This window comes from Streptomyces sp. NPDC048751 (assembly GCF_043198595.1).
GTDB lineage: Bacteria > Actinomycetota > Actinomycetes > Streptomycetales > Streptomycetaceae > Streptomyces.
In genome coordinates this window covers 545,426-561,305 of record NZ_JBICUX010000005.1, presented here as the reverse complement: position 1 = coordinate 561,305, position 15,880 = coordinate 545,426, and the positions used below count along the sequence as shown (strand labels likewise).

Annotated in this window: 11 protein-coding genes and 1 pseudogene; 6 read left to right on the top strand and 6 right to left on the bottom strand. The window is 70.7% G+C overall.

Features of this window, described 5'->3' with window-relative positions; all coding sequences use genetic code 11:
* Nucleotides 1–72: 72 nt before the first annotated feature.
* On the bottom strand, nt 73–447 hold the full coding sequence (locus ACGFNV_RS19700) for a VOC family protein (protein ID WP_393624037.1): 375 nt from the start codon (nt 445–447) through the stop codon (nt 73–75).
* Nucleotides 448–546: 99 nt separating this feature from the next.
* Between ACGFNV_RS19700 and ACGFNV_RS19695 the strand changes: the two genes are divergently transcribed.
* On the top strand, nt 547–1,950 hold the full coding sequence (locus ACGFNV_RS19695; RefSeq protein WP_393624036.1) for a hypothetical protein: 1,404 nt from the start codon (nt 547–549) through the stop codon (nt 1,948–1,950).
* Nucleotides 1,951–1,953: 3 nt separating this feature from the next.
* On the opposite strand, the gene ACGFNV_RS19690 is transcribed toward ACGFNV_RS19695, so the two are convergent.
* Nucleotides 1,954–3,675, bottom strand: a complete 1,722-nt coding sequence (locus tag ACGFNV_RS19690) for a DUF2264 domain-containing protein (RefSeq protein WP_393624035.1) — start codon at nt 3,673–3,675, stop codon at nt 1,954–1,956.
* Nucleotides 3,676–3,764: 89 nt separating this feature from the next.
* The gene (locus ACGFNV_RS19685; protein ID WP_393624034.1) at nt 3,765–4,808 is read right to left on the bottom strand and encodes a rhamnogalacturonan acetylesterase; all 1,044 of its coding nucleotides are present in this window, start codon (nt 4,806–4,808) and stop codon (nt 3,765–3,767) included.
* A gap of 192 nt (nt 4,809–5,000) precedes the next feature.
* Here ACGFNV_RS19685 and ACGFNV_RS19680 point away from each other — a divergent pair, with 192 nt between their 5' ends.
* Nucleotides 5,001–6,677, top strand: coding sequence for a rhamnogalacturonan lyase B N-terminal domain-containing protein (locus ACGFNV_RS19680; protein ID WP_393624033.1), 1,677 nt, complete (start codon nt 5,001–5,003; stop codon nt 6,675–6,677).
* A 7-nt stretch (nt 6,678–6,684) separates the two neighbouring features.
* Here ACGFNV_RS19680 and ACGFNV_RS19675 read toward each other — a convergent pair whose 3' ends face one another.
* Both ACGFNV_RS19675 and ACGFNV_RS19670 read right to left on the bottom strand, forming a co-directional pair.
* Nucleotides 6,685–8,097, bottom strand: coding sequence for an RICIN domain-containing protein (locus ACGFNV_RS19675; RefSeq protein WP_393624032.1), 1,413 nt, complete (start codon nt 8,095–8,097; stop codon nt 6,685–6,687).
* 5 nt (nt 8,098–8,102) lie between these two features.
* A complete protein-coding gene (locus tag ACGFNV_RS19670) occupies nt 8,103–9,167 on the bottom strand; it encodes a family 43 glycosylhydrolase (RefSeq protein ID WP_393624031.1) in 1,065 nt (354 codons plus the stop codon).
* 207 nt (nt 9,168–9,374) lie between these two features.
* On the opposite strand from ACGFNV_RS19670, the pseudogene ACGFNV_RS19665 reads away from it, so the two are divergent.
* Nucleotides 9,375–11,469, top strand: a pseudogene (locus tag ACGFNV_RS19665) (autotransporter).
* Between the two features lie 237 nt (nt 11,470–11,706).
* Entirely contained in the window at nt 11,707–12,192 is a 486-nt protein-coding gene (locus tag ACGFNV_RS19660; protein WP_393624030.1) for an SRPBCC domain-containing protein, read from the top strand.
* Here ACGFNV_RS19660 and ACGFNV_RS19655 read toward each other — a convergent pair.
* Nucleotides 12,177–13,559, bottom strand: coding sequence for an amino acid permease (locus tag ACGFNV_RS19655; RefSeq protein ID WP_393624028.1), 1,383 nt, complete (start codon nt 13,557–13,559; stop codon nt 12,177–12,179). The genes ACGFNV_RS19660 and ACGFNV_RS19655 overlap by 16 nt on opposite strands.
* A 145-nt stretch (nt 13,560–13,704) precedes the next feature.
* Here ACGFNV_RS19655 and mmuM point away from each other — a divergent pair, with 145 nt between their 5' ends.
* Nucleotides 13,705–14,661, top strand: coding sequence for a homocysteine S-methyltransferase (gene mmuM, locus ACGFNV_RS19650; protein WP_393624026.1), 957 nt, complete (start codon nt 13,705–13,707; stop codon nt 14,659–14,661).
* A gap of 146 nt (nt 14,662–14,807) precedes the next feature.
* Complete coding sequence (locus ACGFNV_RS19645; RefSeq protein WP_393624024.1) at nt 14,808–15,863, top strand: LacI family DNA-binding transcriptional regulator; 1,056 nt, start codon at nt 14,808–14,810, stop codon at nt 15,861–15,863.
* The last annotated feature ends 17 nt before the right edge of the window (nt 15,864–15,880 follow it).

Here is a 15,880-nt window from a genome sequence, read left to right as displayed (position 1 = left end):
TCGTTTCGGCGTCGGCCGAAGTATGCGAGCGCCGAAACGGGGGTGGGGTGGGGGATCAGGCTCCGCCCGGGATCAGGCCCCGCCCTCCCGCTCCCCCGCGCTCCGCTCCACACAGAACTCGTTGCCCTCCGGGTCCGCGAGGACGACCCACCCCGTCCCATCCGGCCTGCGCTGGTCCCTGACCTGGGTGGCGCCGAGGGCGAGGAGGCGGGCGACCTCCTCGTCGCGGGTGCGGTCCTGGGGCTGGAGGTCGACGTGGATGCGGCTCTTGACGCCCTTGGAATCCGGCACGGTGACGAAGAGCACGCCGGCACCCTCGATCAGCGTCTCCTCGTCGCCCGGGTGGTCGTCCTCGTGCAGGGGTTGGCCCAGCACCTGGGACCAGAACGTGGCGAGGGCGTAGGCGTCGGCGCAGTGGATCGTCATGTGACGGATGGCTGAGGTCATGTTGGGGAGTCTCCTGCACACGTTGATCACCGGGCAACGGAATAGAGCTCTTCCGGCCAAGGAGGGCAACCCTTCAGGCCTCGGCGGCCACTACAAGGCATGACCTCCGCAAGTCACACCAGCAACACGGGCACCACGAGCCACCGCCGTGCCCGGGGCGCCCGCAAGCCCCTCGTCGCCGGTCTCGCCGCCACCGCCGCCCTGGTCGGCGCGTGGTACGCGACCGCGGGCGCCGCACCGGCCCCCTCCGGCGGCCTCACCGTCACCACGACCGCCGTCGGCCTGGCCGCCAAGTTCCCGTACCTGACAGCGGGTTACAACAACACCCGTGAGTGGACGCGCACCACGACCGCCGTCGCCCCCAACGGCACGCTCCGCGTGGCGTGGCCCGCCTCCGACGGCGTCCACGTCACCCCGCTCACCGCCGCCGGGAAGCGCTCCGGCGCGGACACCGTCGTCAAGGGCGCCAAGGAAGTGGGCGGCCTGGTCGCGCACAACGACGGCTTCGCCCTGCTCACCCGCGTCCCCGACACGAACAAGTGGAAGGAGACGGCCGCCGCGATCGTCCGCTACACCGGCGGCAAGCAGACCTGGCGGACCAAGCTCACCTCCACCGCCTCCCACGACACCGCCCCGCTGCTGGACGGCCAACTCACCTGGAACGGCAGCAAGTACGGCGCCTACTTCGTCGTGCACGGCGCGGGCGGCTTCGCCGACGGCCACTACGGCGACAAGCTTTCGTACGTCAGCGCCAAGGGTGCCAAGCTCAGCGGCGGCTGGAGCTGGGGGTGCAGCCACAACGAGGGCATAGCCCTGCACCCCGAGAAGACCGGCGCCTTCACCTCCCTCTGCTTCGACGACTGGCGCTCGGGCCTCTTCGTCTCCACCGGGATCGGGGCCCCGGACAACGCCCCGGTCGTGCAACGCGAACAGTGCTGGGCAGGGTACTGCGGCGGTACCTTCCCCGGCCGTACGGGCGACCTGGTGAAGTCGGCGAGCGGCCGCTACGCCACCGCCTTCGCCTCGCGCGGCGCCGCCTCGGCGAAGAAGAACCCGGCCGACTCCAGCGGACGCGGCTGGACGGTCGAGCCGCGGACGAGCACCCACCAGGTGGCCGTCGCCTTCCTCGAGAACCGCAACTCCGGGCCCGGCAAGGCGATCCGCCTCTCCAACACGCCGGGCACGGAACACGTCAACGTCCACCTCGCCCCGTACGGCAAGGACCGGCTCCTGCTGTCCTGGGAGTCCCTGAAGAACGCCAAGTGCGCCGACGGCACCTGCAAGGGGACCTTCACGGGCACCCATCTGCGTCTCATCGACTGGAACGGCAACTTCCAGAGCCCGGACAAGGTGGTCAACGCCCGTATCACCGGCGACGTCGCGGTCCTCAAGGACGGCACCCTGACCTGGGCGTACGCGCCCGTGACCCCGTCCTACGCCACTCCCCTCACGGGCGCCTCCCCGACCACCACGGCCCTGCGGATCGCCCGCCTCAAGCCCTGACGGTCACTCCGTCGCCGTAGACGGTACGAGGTCCGGCGAGGCGACCGCGCCGTCCGTCAGCCGGACCCGTACCTCCGGGCCGCCGTCCCAGCGCACGTGCAGCTCGCCCGTCCCCTCCAGCCGTACGGACACCGTGTCCTCCAGGGGCACGGGGTCCTGCTCGGCCGTGAGCCGGGCGAGGGCCACGAAGAGCGTGGCGTCCTCGGACACGGCTCCGGTGAGCTCGTCGGTGAGGCCCACGGCTGGGCGCAGTTCGGCTCGGACGCCGTCCCCCGCCGCCCAGCCGGTCACCCGCACCGGGGTCCCCGGCTCCGCTCCCGCCACGAGATGGGCCCGCACCTCCACGGCCCCGCGCGCGAGCACGAGACTCGTCACCCGCGCTCCCCCGCCCGCCGAGTGCCGGGACGCCACCCACCCGTCGCCCACGCCCAGCGGCTCGATCTCCGTCCGGCTCGCATCGCCGCCGACGATCACACTGTTGTCGTGCGACGCCTCGTGCGACGCGTCGGGCACCGTCACCGTCGAGTAGGCGAGACGGGTGTAGTACGGGTCGTAGCGGACGTCCTCGCTGCCGTGGTTGTGGAGGCGCACCAGACCGTCCGAACACGTCGACTGAAGCAGCCAGTTGGGCGGGCCCACCGGTCGCACCTCGTCCTCGGTCTCCACCGGGCCGGGTTCCTCCGCCGCCGTCCACACCTCGTGGTCCGGCGGAAGGAGCAGGCCGATGAAGGCCTTGCTCGCCCAGTACGGGGACGCGGGGCCCGAGTAGCCCTGGAGGACGGACTCGTCGGGGCCGTGCCAGCCGAGGGTGAGCAGCCCGTGCTCGTCGACCGCACCCCGGTCCAGGAAGTACCTCAGCGCACCCGACGCCAGCCGGCGCGTCTGCCCCGGCGACAGCGGCGTACGGCCGGTCAGCGCGCCCAGCCACAGCGGGGACGTCGTCGCGAAGCGGTACGTCAGGGAGCGGCCCTGGTGCATCGGGGCGCCGTCGCCGCCGAACAGACGGGCGTAGTCGGCGAGATGGGTTTCCAGGCGGCCGCCGTACAGGTCGAGCAGGCGGGCGTCGTCCGCGAGCCAGGCGTGCAGCACCGGGTAGAGGTGCATGGCCCAGCCGTTGTAGTAGTCGAACTTGCGGCCGTCGCCATCGGTGTACCAGCCGTGGCCGAGGTACCACTGCTCGATGCGTTCCAGGCCGTGGTCGATCGCCTTGCGGGAGGCCTCGGCCTCGTACCCGATCTCCTGGAGGAAGCCACCGACCGTGACGGGGAACAACTCCCAGTTGCAGGGCCAGGGTTCGGCGGTGAGCGCGTCGCCGAGCCAGGCGGTCGCGCGCTGTCGTACGGAGTCGTCCAGGCGGTCCCAGAGGAGAGGCCGGGTCAGTCGCAGCGCGAGGGCGATCGACGCGGCCTCCACCAGGGGCTGGCTGCGGTCCTCGATGCGGGGCCAGACGCCCGCCACGCCCGCGGCGAGGCCGTCGGCGTAGCGCTCAAGGGCGGTCTCGTCGCGGCGGAAGGCGGCGAGCAGCAGCGTCCGGGCGTAGCCCTCCAGGCCGTCGGAGAGGCGGCCCGACCAGCTCTCGTGGGCTCCGGGGAAGTAGTAGAGGGCGCGGTCGGCGGTGGCGTACGGCTCGGTCGCGGCGAGCAGCGCGTCGGCGGCGGCCTCCCAGTGGGCGCGGGTGTAGCCGGTGCGCGGGCTGCGGGTGCGGTCGTCGGGAGGCAGCTGCATTCTCTTTCCTGCTCTTTCCTGTGCTTCGGTCGCCCCTGATGTGCGCGGGCCCTGGGACGCCCCGGTTCCGGTCGAGGCGCCCCAGGGGTTCATCCCACCCTGACCCGGCCCTCGGGCACCAGATGCAGCGCGGTGAGTTCGTCACGGACCAGGCCGGCGTAGACGGTGGCGCCGTGGACCGAGGTGTGCGTGTTGTCGCGCTTCTCGTTGTAGAGGTACAGCGCCTTGGAGCCCTCGACGCCCAGGGACTCCACCAGCGCCTTCGTCTTCGCGGTCAGGTCGATCAGGGGGACCTTCCGGGCGGCGGCGACCGAGCGGATGACGGCGGGGTGGTCGACGCCGAGGCCGTTGACCAGGAGCGCGGTGTTGTTGTTCAGGGTGCCGTCGGTGTTGAACCAGCGCCGCACGACGGGGGTGACGAGGACCGGCCTGCCGCCCTTGTCCCGCACGCCCGCGACCAGGGTCTCCAGGTTGGCCCGGTAGGTCACCTCGTCGGTGGTCTTGTCGTTGTGGGCGAGCTGGATGAGGACCAGGTCGCCCCGGCGGATCTGCGGCTGGACGGTGGCCCAGAGCTGCGGGTTCGACAGGTAGCTGACGGTGCTCTCGCCGGAGTCGGCGTAGTTCGCGACGGACACGCCCTTGCGCAGGTACTGGGGCAGCTGCTGGCCCCAGCCGGAGTACGGGTCGCCGGGCTGGTCGCAGACCGTGGAGTCGCCGACGAGGAAGATCTGCCGGGCGTGCCGGGCGGGGGTGACCTTGATGTCGGCGAGCGCGGGGGCCGAGCCGCCGAGGGCGAGATCGAGGCCCGGTGTGCCCTCGGGACCGGTGGGTTCGCCCTCGGGGGTGCGGACGTTCACGGTGAAGCCGCGGGCGACGTGTTCCCCGGCCGCGGCGGCGGTCTCGGGGAGCAGGGAGCGCCTGGTCTCACCGGCGATGCTCGTACTCGACGCCGCGTCGCCGCCGAGGAGGACCTTCACGTCGTACGTGCCGGGCGGGACGTCGAAGTGGCACGCGGTGGCGGTGCAGTGATCGAGGCCGAGGGGGCTCCGGCCACCGTGTGCCTCGGCCGGTACGGCGAGCAGGCCGGTGCTCAGCGTCACCGCCGCCAGTACGGCCAGTTTGAAACGTCTCATTCGCGGCTCCTCGGGCAGGGGGCAAGACCTGGCGGCTGGACCGTACCGCTCCTGGCAAGCGCTTTCTAGCCCTTGGAGCAATTTCACGAGATTGCCAACCCCGTGATGGCGAAAGCCCTTTCGTAAAATCCATTCAACTGCCACTCTGACCAACCATCCGCACCCCCCACCTCCCGAAGGAGGCACCCCCACATGTCCGGATCCGTGAACAGACCGGTCCGTCGCCGCACCTTCGTCCTCGGCTCGGCGGCCGCGGCCGGCTCCGCCGCGCTCGCCGGCCCGCTCGCCACCGCCGCCTCGGCCGCCGGATTCGGCTACACCGACGACGGCACCCACTACGTCGTCGACACCGGAGCCAACCTGGTCTTCAAGGTCGACAAGTCCAACGGCGACCTGTCGTCGCTGGTCTACAAGGGCACGGAGTACCAGGGCTACGGCGGCATGAACTCCCACATCGAGTCCGGCCTCGGCTCCTCCACCGTGTCCGTCAAGCAGTCCGGCTCGACGATCCTGATCTCCGTCACGCACGGCACGCTGAAGCACTACTACGCGGCCCGCAGCGGCGAGAACAACATCTACCTGTGGACCAACAAGGCCGACACGTCCGTCTCCGCCACCCGCTACATCGTCCGCGTCAAGAAGGGTCTGTTCCTCAACGACGAACCGGACTCCTACACGTACACGAACTCCACCGTCGAGGCCTCGGACGTCTTCGCGAAGTCCGACGGCCAGACCCGCTCCAAGCACTTCTCCAAGCGCCGGGTGATGGACTACGACTACATCGGCTGGAGCGCCGGCGGCGTCGGCCTGTGGATCGTGCGCAGCAACCACGAGAAGGCCTCCGGCGGCCCCTTCTACCGCTCCCTGCTGCGCCACCAGAGCGCCGACGGCGGCGGCCTGTACGAGATCCTCTACTACGCCCAGAACCAGACCGAGGACCAGCGCTTCGGCCTCCAGGGCCCGTACGTCATCGCCTTCACGGACGGCGGCGCACCCTCCTCGTCGCTGTTCCCGGGCACTCTGACCACCTCGTGGGCGGACTCGCTCGGCATCGCCGGGTACGTCGGCGCGAGCGGCCGGGGCCGGGTCGCGGGCGTCGGGATCACCGGGCGCGACACGGCGTACCCGTACACGGTGGGGCTCTCCAACTCCGCCGCGCAGTACTGGGGTTCGGCGCGGGCCTCCGACGGCTACTACTCGATCGGGGGCGTCCTGCCGGGGACGTACACGCTGACCGTCTACAAGAGCGAGTTGGCCGTGTACAGCACGCAGGTGACCGTGTCCGCGGGAGCGACCACCACTCTGAACTCAATAGCGATCCCGTCGTCGAACGACCCGAGCAACGCGAGCGCGATCTGGCGGATCGGCGACTGGACCGGCACACCGAGCGGATTCAAGAACGCGGACCTGATGACGTACGCGCATCCGTCGGACTCCCGGGCCGCCGCCTGGACCGGCAATGTGGTCATCGGCAGCGGCAGCGAGACCTCGGCGTTCCCCTGCTACCTCTGGAAGGACGTCAACAGCGGTCTGCTGGTGTATTTCAAGCTGACCGCGGCCCAGGCCGCCGCCGCGCACACCCTGCGCATCGGCGTGACGACGGCCTACGCCAACGGCCGCCCCCAGATCGCGGTCAACGACTGGACGTCGGCCATCCCCTCCCCGCCCACCCAGCCGAGCACCAGGTCCCTGACCAACGGCTCGTACCGGGGCAACAACCACACGTTCACCTACAGCGTCCCGGCCAGTGCCTGGTTGACGGACACCGGCCAGTACAACGTGCTGAAGATCAACGTGGTGAGCGGTTCGGGAGCGGCCTCCTACCTCAGCGCGGGCACCTCGATCGACGCGATCGACCTGCTCGCCTGACCTGACGTCAGGTTCCGCGCGTCCACTGCTGGTTGGTTCCTCCGTTGCAGGTGTACGTGAGGATCGCGGCACCGTTGGCGGTGGACGCGCCGTTCACGTCCAGGCACTCACCACTCGCGCGGGACTTGATGTTCACGTAGGAGCCGGTGGTGGTCAGCGACCACTGCTGACCGGTCGCCGAGCCGTTGCAGTTCTCCTGCGTGACGGTGTTCGCGTTCTCCTGGACGCACAGGGAGCTGTTGCGCACCACCAGCTGGTAGTAGCCGCTGCCCACGGACTTGAACCAGTACTTCTGGTTGGTGCCGCCGTTGCAGTCGTACTGCTTGATCTGCGCGCCCTGCCACAGCGACTGACTGGTGACGTCGGCGCACCTGGAGGAGTGCCGGGCGATCAGCGTGTTGTACGTGGCACTGGTCCCGCCGACCGTCCCGGCGGCCGCGTCGATCGTGACCTCCGGGCTCCAGGACATGGACATCGAGGTGGCCGAGGGGAAGGTCAACGGCAGCCACACATAACGGGAGTCGTTGACCGTGCCGTTGAAGGAGTTGCCCCAGCGGTCGCCCATGTAGAGGTACGAGGTGCCCGAAGTGCCCTGCACGGGGAGGACGTACGCGGTCTGCGAGCCGTACGCGGTCGAGTCGCCGACGTTGGTCATCGACGTCCAGGGGCCTGCCAGGGAGGTCGCCGTCGCGTACTGCTGCTGGTTGGGGTTCCAGCCGGTCGCGCCCGAGGTGAGCATGAAGTAGACATTGCCCCGCTTGAACAGCGCCGGTGCCTCACGGTGGCCGCCCGGCCAGGGGTTGGCGACCAGGCTCGCGATGCCGGTGTAGTCGTCGGTGAGCCGGTAGATCTGCAGGTCGTAGTTCTCGCGGGCGGCGGAGACCATGTAGCCGGTGCCGTCGCTGTCGACGAACGTGGTGATGTCCCGGGACATGTGCTGGCCGAGCGGGCGGAAGCTGCCCTGGTAGGTGTAGTTCCCGTCGACCGTGCTGGAGACGGCGACGGCCGCGCGGGCCTCGCTGTAGTCGGTGCCGTTCTCCTTGTGCATCCACATCACGAACTTGCCGGTGGAGGCGTTGTAGATGACCTTGGGCCGCTCGATGTAGGCGGTGTTCAGCTCGGCGGCGCTGGACTGGGTCAGGGCGCGGTTCCTGAACTCCCAGTTCTTCAGGTCGGTGGAGCGGTAGACGTCCACCGAACGGAAGGTGTTGTCGGCGTTGCGGTCCTCGCCGAACCAGTAGTAGTAGGCGCCGACTTTGATGACCCCGCCGCCGTGGGCGTGCAGGGCGGCACCCGAAGTGTCGGTGAACTGCACGCCGTTGGGGACGGTCTGCGGGGCCGCCTGGGCGGGGCCCGCCGTCATCAGCGCGCCTGCCAACGCCAGACAGACGGCGAGGAGGATCGCGTAGGCACGTCTCATCTCGGTCACTCTCCTTGGACGCCGCGAGCGGGGGTGTCGGCTACCGGGATGCCGAAGTCCGGTGTGCCGTCGGCCTTCCAGCCCAGCCGCTGGATGCGGGTGTGGCGGTTGGGGTCGTTCAGCGGGTCGCCGACGATCTCCTTGTACTGGCGGGCGTGGTACACGAGGACGTCGGTGTGGCCGTCCTCGGCGACCGTGAAGCAGTTGTGGCCGGGGCCGTACTGCTTGGTGGTGTCGTTGCTGGTGAAGACCGGCGTCGGTGACTTGGTCCAGTTCGCGGGGTTCATCAGGTCGGCGTCGGCGTCGACCGAGAGCAGGCCGAGGCAGTAGTGGTAGTCGGTCGCGCTCGCCGAGTACGACATGAACAGACGGCCGTTGCGCCTGATGACCGACGGGCCCTCGTTGACCTTGAAGCCGATGGTCTCCCAGTCGTACTCCGGTGTGGTGAGCCGGATCTGAGGGCCCGTCAGGGTCACTGGGTCGGCCATCCTCGACAGCCACACCGCGGTGTTGTTGTCCATGCCGGGCTCGTGCTGCGCCCAGGCGAGGTAGCGGGAGCCGCGGTGGGTGAAGGTGGTGGCGTCCAGGGAGAAGGTCTCCCAGGCGGTCTTCAGCTGGCCGCGCTCGACCCAGGTGCCCTTGAACGGGTCGGGGTGGGAGTTCTCCAGGACCCAGATGCGGATCGCCCAGATGTCCTCGGCGGGCGCGGAGGCGAAGTAGACGTACCACTTGCCGTCGATGTGGTGGATCTCCGGCGCCCAGATGTGGGCGCCCATGACACCGGTGGCGTGCTTGCGCCAGATGACGGCCTCGCCGGCGGTCGCGAGTCCGCGCAGGGTGCGGGAGCGGCGCAGGATGATCCGGTCGTACTCGGGGGCGGTGGCCGTGAAGTAGTAACGCCGGTCGGTGTGGCGGTGGATGTGGGGGTCGGCGCGGTTGCGGACCAGCGGATTGACGTACGGGGCGGCCGCGCCCGCGCCCGCGGGGGAACTCGCGGCCTGCGCCACGGTCGGCATCGTGGTGAGGGCGCCGGCCGCCAGGGCGCCCTTCATCAGCAGTCTTCGGTTCATGTGCACTGCCTCTCACAGTGGGGGGACACAGGTGACACAAAAGAAAACAGAAACGTTCGACCTACCGCACAAGTTCTGTCATTCCGAACGCCGAAAAGGTAAGGGCGTGTTACGACCAGGTCAACGGGTCGGGCGAGACTCAGGGGAAAGCGCTGTCTGCGGCCAACTTTCTGTTATCGGCGGGAGCCCCGCCGCGTCTCCACCGGTGTGCGCAGCCATCTCCACACCACAGCAGCGGCCGCCGCCGCCCTCGCGGCGGTCGCCGCCCTTCTGACCACGGCTCCCCCGGCCGTGGCCGCGGGCCCGCGGGACGTCACCGCCGACGTGCTCGCCGACCGCGACGTGACCCTCACCGGCGACACCGTGGTCACCGTCCCCACGGGGACGACGACGTACGACGGCGTCCTGCGCGGCGAGGGCACGCTGACCGTGCGCGGCAGCGGGACACTGATCCTCACCAGGGACAGCGAGTTCACGCTCCCGAAGTCCCGGCAGCGGCAGGTGGTGCGGACACAGGGAGGCAACCACCCGTACGTCACCGTGTCCCACCCGGACCCGCCGGCCGTCACCGTGGAGAAGGGCGCCACACTCCAGTACGGGAACGGCGGCACCACCGGCCTGATCGGCCACTTCCCCTACAACACCCCCGCGTTCCGGCTCAACCAGGACAACATCCGGGTCGACGGCACCCTGCGGCTGTCCCTGAAGAGCGCCTACAACCTGGGCACCATCAGCGGCTCCGGGCTGATCACCCAGCCGAGGTTCCTCTGGGGCACCTGGGACCTCTCGGGCACCCACCCCTTCTCCGGGGTGATCGACAACGGCACGCAGGTGAACACCGGCCGGCCGGAGTACGCCACCTCACTGCCGAACGTGCGCAAGGTCCTCAACCAGGGCACCTGGACCGTGGACACCCCGCTGGGCCAGACCGTCACCCAGCGCATGGACTTCTACCAGCGCGAGTACGGCAGCGACATCAACGTCCAGTCCCGGCCGGGCAGCAAGGTGATCCTCACGGGCCAGTACAGCTGGTCGGACCAGGGCGGCGACACCGACCCCTCGCTCAGCGATCCGGCGCTGAACTGGACACCCGCGCGGAAGAACGTCAACAAGCGCGGCACCAACATCAAGGGCGCGAACGTCCAGTGGGGCGACGGGACGACGCACAAGATCTTCATGCCCGGGACCGCCGAGACCGTCTACATCAACCTGCTGGCGGCGCGCTCCCGTTCACTGCTCACCTTCGACTACGACGGGCCGGTGACGCTGGGCGCCCCCATCGGCGGCGGCAGGTTCCACGACACACTCTCCGCGCCCGGCGCCGGGGACATCGTCATCAAGGGGACGAAGGGCAACGACGTCACCTTCGCCGCCGTCCAGTACTACAACGGCTCGACCACCGTGGACAAGGGCGCCGTGCTCCGGCTGGGCTCCGGCAGGGCCGGTGGCGACGGCGGGCTGTACACCAAGGGTGACCTGTACAAAGTCGTCGACAACGGCTCACTGGTGCTGAACAACAGGAGCAAGGCCCTGTCCCTCCCCCGGATCAGTGGCAGCGGGTCCCTCACCCAGGCGGGGGCGGCGACGACGACCCTGACGGGGAGCGGCGTGACGTACACGGGGACGACGACCGTCTCCAAGGGCACGCTGGCCCTTCGGGAAGGGGCTACCCTCGCGCGCAGCAAGGCCATCCGGCTCACCTCGGCGGGCGCGACGCTGGACGTCGGCACCGCGGGGCTGCGGGTGACGACCGCACTGACCGGCAGGGGCACGGTGATGGGCCGTGACCAACGAGGGCGTGGTCGCCGGGGGGCTCTCGGTGGCGGGTGACTTCACGCAGCGCGCGAAGGGCCAACTGGTCCTGCGCGACAAGCCGTTGAAGGTGTCCGGCAAGGTCCGGCTGGCCGGCGCGCTCGACCTGTCCGCCGCCGGGAACACGTCCGCGCGCGAGATCCGCGTACTGGACCACACGGGTTCCGCGCGGACCAGCGGGGCGTTCAGCGGGTTGCGTGAGGGCGGTGCGGTGAAGCTGGGCGACACGGTCTACCGGATCAGTTATCGGGGTGGGGACGGGAACGATGTGGTCCTCACCGCCGACACCAAGAACCCGACGCCGTCGACACGGCACGAGTCCGCCTCCGGGGCGGCCGCCGGTGCGGGGGCGGCGGAGACCCGCACGGCCAACACCGCGAGCACCGGGCTGGGTTGGTGGCCGTATGTGCTGGCAGTGGGGCTGCTGATCGGGCTGATGGTGCCGATGGCGAAGCGGCGACGCAAGGGCGGGCGCCATGCGGCGCACTGACGACAGCCGAGTTCAACGCCCGCTCGGTGCCTCCGAAAAGCCCAGCCGCGGAGCCGGCGCACGCGCCTGCGACGCCCACTTCGCCAGGAAGGCCGGCACCGAGCCGCGTTCCCGATATAGGGGCACGGCAGCGGTCGGGCCGCCCCGCCTGGGTCGGTGAGATCGTGATCTACGGCGGGGAAACGTAAGCTGGCCATGGTGGTCACTCTTGGCACCCTCGGTGGGAGGTGGTGCGTGATGACACACGACGGCGGGCTGAGAGTGCATGTGATCAGCGAGCTGGGCGCACTGCCCCCAGAGGTGTTCGAAGCGCTGACCGAGCCGCGGATACTGGCCCGGTGGTGGGGCCCCGACGGATTCAGCGTCCCGTGGGTGGAGATCGATCTGAGGCCCGGTGGCAGCTACCGGATCGCGATGCAGCCCCCGGAAGGCGAGCTGTTCCACCTGGTGGGCGAGTACATCGAGGTCGATCCCCCGCTGCACCTGTCGTACACCTTCCGCTGGGAGGATCCGGACCCCGAGGACCGGGAGACGGTGGTGACGCTGTCGATCCACGACACCGACGTCGCCGAGTCCGAGTTGGTCGTCGACCAGGGCGACTTCGCCACGGAGCGGCGTCGGGCCCTCCACGAGGAAGGCTGGGTCCAGGGCCTCGGCAAGCTCGGGGAGATGTTCGCGGCACGCCCCACGGCGACGACGGCCGGTCCTCAGGCCGACGTCTGAGCCGTCTCGGCGCGCCCCCGCAGCCACACGTACACCGGAATCCCCGCGAACAGGAACAGCACACCCTGGTACACGGCCGCGTAGCCGGCGCCCGCGATCAGCCAGAAGGAGAAGGCGAACGAGAGGGCGGCGACGACGAGGTCGCGGACGAGACCGGCGGGGCGGACCTGTTCGCGGGTGCCCTTCGCGAGCCAGTAGAGCTGGGCCGCCGCCGACAGCAGGTACGGCACACAGCCGGTGAAGGTGGTGATGAGGACCAGGACACGGAACGTGGTGTCCGGGCCCGCCGTGTAGTTGAGGCCGATGAGAGCCGTACCGAGGACCGCGGTGGCCCACACGCCGAAGCCGGGCACCCCGCCCTTGTTGACCTTGGCGAAGGGTGCCGGGAAGAGCCCGTCGCGGGCGGCGGCGTACGGCATCTGCGCGGCCAGCAGGATCCAGCCGTTGAGGCAGCCGGTGATCGAGGCGACGGCGACCAGCGCGATCGCCGTGCCGCCCCAGGAGCTCCCGGTGATCGCGTTGACCGCGTCGGCGAAGGGCGCGCCGGAGTCGACCAGCTTGTCGTGCGGGACCAGGCCGAAGACGGCGACGGTGCCGAGAATGTAGACGAGGGCGGAGGCCAGCGTGCCGAGGACACTCGCGCGGCCCACCGTGCGCTCGGGGTCGTCGACCTCGCCGGCGCTGACCGCGGCCGACTCGACCCCGAGGAAGCTGTAGAGGAGCAGCGCGGCGGAGGCGGCGAGGGCGCCGGGGACGCTGTCGCCGGTGGCGTTGAACGGGCCGAAGTTGTCGGCGTCGACGAAGAACAGACCGACCGTGGCGACCAGCAGCAGGGGGACGAACTTCAGCACCGTGGAGACGATCTGCACCGCGCCGACCCAGCGGGTGCCCGCGAAGTTCGCGGCGGCCGGGAGCCACAGCGCGGCGAGCGCGACGAGCCCTTCCAGGGCGTGGTTGCCGTGCAGCGGTATGAGGACGTCGACGTAGCCGACGACCGCGACGGCGAGCGCGGCGATGCTGACCCAGCACATCGTCCAGTACGACCAGGCCGACAGGAAGCCGGCGAACGGGCCGAACGCGTCGCGCGGGTAGACGTACAGGCCGCCGGTGACCGGGCTGCGGCGGGCGAGCTTGCCGAAGAGCAGGGCGAGCAGTACGGCGGCGACCGAGAGGACGACGAAGGCGAGCAGGCTGAGCGTGCCGTACGGGGCCACGGCGGTGGGCAGCGCGAAGATGCCGCCGCCGATGATGTTGCCCATGACCAGGGCGGTGGCGGCGGCCAGACCGAAGGTGCGGCGACGCGTGGGGAGCGCCTTCGCGTCGGGTTCCGTCGGGTCCGTGGCTTCGGTGGGGCTGGGGGCAGTCATGGTGGTTCCTGGCGGTCCGGGGGAAGGGACGGGGTAAGGGGGGTGGGGAGGGCGTGATCGTAACCCGGCATCCCACATCGTGGGCCATCTGTTCATGTACTGGACACATGCGGCTGTCGTCCGGCCGTTCGACTAGCGTCGTGACATGACCAGCGAGACCCCTTCCTCCCCCGCCCAGCCCGCCTCGCCGTCCCTCGCGGAAGCGCTCGCCGCGGGCACCGTCGTCCTCGACGGCGGCATGTCCAACCAGCTCGAGTCCGCCGGACACGACCTGAGCGACGCGCTGTGGTCCGCGCGGCTCCTCGCCGAGCGGCCCGAGGCGATCACCGAGGCGCACCTCGCCTACTACGAGGCGGGCGCGAACGTGGCGATCACCTCCAGCTACCAGGCCACCTTCGAGGGCTTCGCGCAGCGCGGCATCGACCGCGAGGAGGCGACCCGCCTGCTCGGGCTGAGCGTGGAGCTGGCCCGCGAGGCGGCCGCGCAGGCCCACGCCAAGGGTGTCGCTCGCCCGCTGTGGGTGGCCGCGTCGGTCGGCCCGTACGGGGCGATGCTGGCCGACGGCTCCGAGTACCGGGGCCGCTACGGGCTCAGTGTCGAGGAACTGGAGCGCTTCCACCGGCCCCGCATGGAGGTGCTGGCCGCCGCGCGTCCCGACGTGTTCGCGCTGGAGACGGTCCCCGACGCCGACGAGGCCCGGGCGCTGCTGCGGGCGGCGCGTGGCCTCGGGGTGCCGGCCTGGCTGACGTACACCGTGTCCGGCGACCGCACGCGCGCGGGGCAGCCACTGGAGGAGGCCTTCGCCCCGGCCGCCGACGCCGACGAGGTGATCGCGGTCGGCGTGAACTGCTGCACCCCCGAGGACGTGGACGGCGCCGCCGCGATCGCCGCGCGGGTGACCGGCAAGCCGGTCGTGGTCTACCCGAACAGCGGGGAGGCCTGGGACGCCGAGGCCCGCGCCTGGCACGGCCGCTCCACCTTCACCGCCGAGCAGGTCCGGGGCTGGCAGGCGGCCGGGGCGCGGTTGATCGGCGGCTGCTGCCGGGTGGGCCCGGAGGCGATCGGGGCGATCGCGCGGACGCTGGCGCCGGCGGCGGGCTGAGGGACGCACCGCCCTGGTCGTCCACGTGATGTCGGCCCCGACGCCCACGTAACCCATGCCGCTGCCCCTCCCCCACTGCTAGCCTCCGCAGCGGGAACCGGTTGCCCTGAGCGGCCGTTGTTGCCACGGGGAGAGGGGCCGGGGGAATGACCAGGAAGAACGGGGACGCGGGGCGCAGCACCATCCGGGACGTGGCCGCCCGGGCGGGTGTGTCGGCGTCGACGGTGTCGCGGGTGCTCGGCGGGGTGTATCCGGTGAGTTCGGCGACCCGGACGAGCGTGCTGCGTGCGGTGCGGGAGTTGGACTACGTCGCCGACGCGCGCGCCAAGGCGATAGCGGGCGCGGGGACACCGACGCTCGCGTTCGTCCTGGAGGACATCACCGGTCCGTCGTTCGCGCACATGGCGCACGGCGTGGAGCGGGAGGCGCACCGGCTCGGCCATCTGAGCCTGGTGTGCAGCACGGAGGGCGACGTCCGGCACGAACTGGAGTTCGTCGAGATGATGCGGGCCCAGCGGGCCGCGGCCGTGATCCTGGTCGGCGGCACCGCCGACACCCCGGAGTACCGCGACCGCACGCGCCGTATCGCCGACTCGCTCGCCGCGGTCGGCTCCCGCCTGGTGCTGTGCGGCCGTCCGCCGCTGGGCCCGGGAGCGCCGGTGACGGTCATCGAGTACGACAACGAGGGCGGCGCGTACGCCCTCGTCGCCCACGTCCTCGCCCAGGGACACCGGCGGATCCTGTTCCTCGGCGGCAAGCCGGACCACACCACGGCGCAGGGCCGCGAGCGCGGCTACCTCGCAGCCCACCGCGCCCGCGGCCTGGAGCCCGACCCGGCCCTGCTGCTGCACGGCGACTTCACCCGGGACGCGGGTCACCGTCTGATGCGCCACGCCCTGAAGGAGGGGCCGGAGTTCACGGCGGTCGTCGCCGCCACCGACATGGTCGCCGCGGGAGCGCTCACCGCTCTGCACGAGGCGGGACTGGACGTGCCGGGTGATGTGTCCCTGGCGGGCTACGACGACATCCCGTTCGCCCGCGACCTGCATCCCGCCCTCACCACGGTCCACGTCCCCTACGAGGAACTGGGCCGCCTCGCCGTCCGCTCGGCGCTGGGCAGGAGTGCGGACGCCCCGGCGGAACATCTGCTGTTGGGGACGCATGTGGTGGTGCGGGACTCCGTGGCGGGAGTCTGCCCCTGAGGTGGGTCCACTTGCCG

Excerpts from the sequence above, each read along its gene's own strand:
- ACGFNV_RS19660 (WP_393624030.1), top strand. The coding sequence starts at position 11,707 with ATGACACACGACGGCGGGCTGAGAGTGCATGTGATCAGCGAGCTGGGC.
- ACGFNV_RS19645 (WP_393624024.1), top strand. The coding sequence starts at position 14,808 with ATGACCAGGAAGAACGGGGACGCGGGGCGCAGCACCATCCGGGACGTG.
- mmuM (WP_393624026.1), top strand. The coding sequence starts at position 13,705 with ATGACCAGCGAGACCCCTTCCTCCCCCGCCCAGCCCGCCTCGCCGTCC.
- ACGFNV_RS19695 (WP_393624036.1), top strand. The coding sequence starts at position 547 with ATGACCTCCGCAAGTCACACCAGCAACACGGGCACCACGAGCCACCGC.
- ACGFNV_RS19680 (WP_393624033.1), top strand. The coding sequence starts at position 5,001 with ATGTCCGGATCCGTGAACAGACCGGTCCGTCGCCGCACCTTCGTCCTC.
- ACGFNV_RS19655 (WP_393624028.1), bottom strand. The coding sequence starts at position 13,559 with ATGACTGCCCCCAGCCCCACCGAAGCCACGGACCCGACGGAACCCGAC.
- ACGFNV_RS19700 (WP_393624037.1), bottom strand. The coding sequence starts at position 447 with ATGACCTCAGCCATCCGTCACATGACGATCCACTGCGCCGACGCCTAC.
- ACGFNV_RS19685 (WP_393624034.1), bottom strand. The coding sequence starts at position 4,808 with ATGAGACGTTTCAAACTGGCCGTACTGGCGGCGGTGACGCTGAGCACC.
- ACGFNV_RS19675 (WP_393624032.1), bottom strand. The coding sequence starts at position 8,097 with ATGAGACGTGCCTACGCGATCCTCCTCGCCGTCTGTCTGGCGTTGGCA.
- ACGFNV_RS19670 (WP_393624031.1), bottom strand. The coding sequence starts at position 9,167 with ATGAACCGAAGACTGCTGATGAAGGGCGCCCTGGCGGCCGGCGCCCTC.
- ACGFNV_RS19690 (WP_393624035.1), bottom strand. The coding sequence starts at position 3,675 with ATGCAGCTGCCTCCCGACGACCGCACCCGCAGCCCGCGCACCGGCTAC.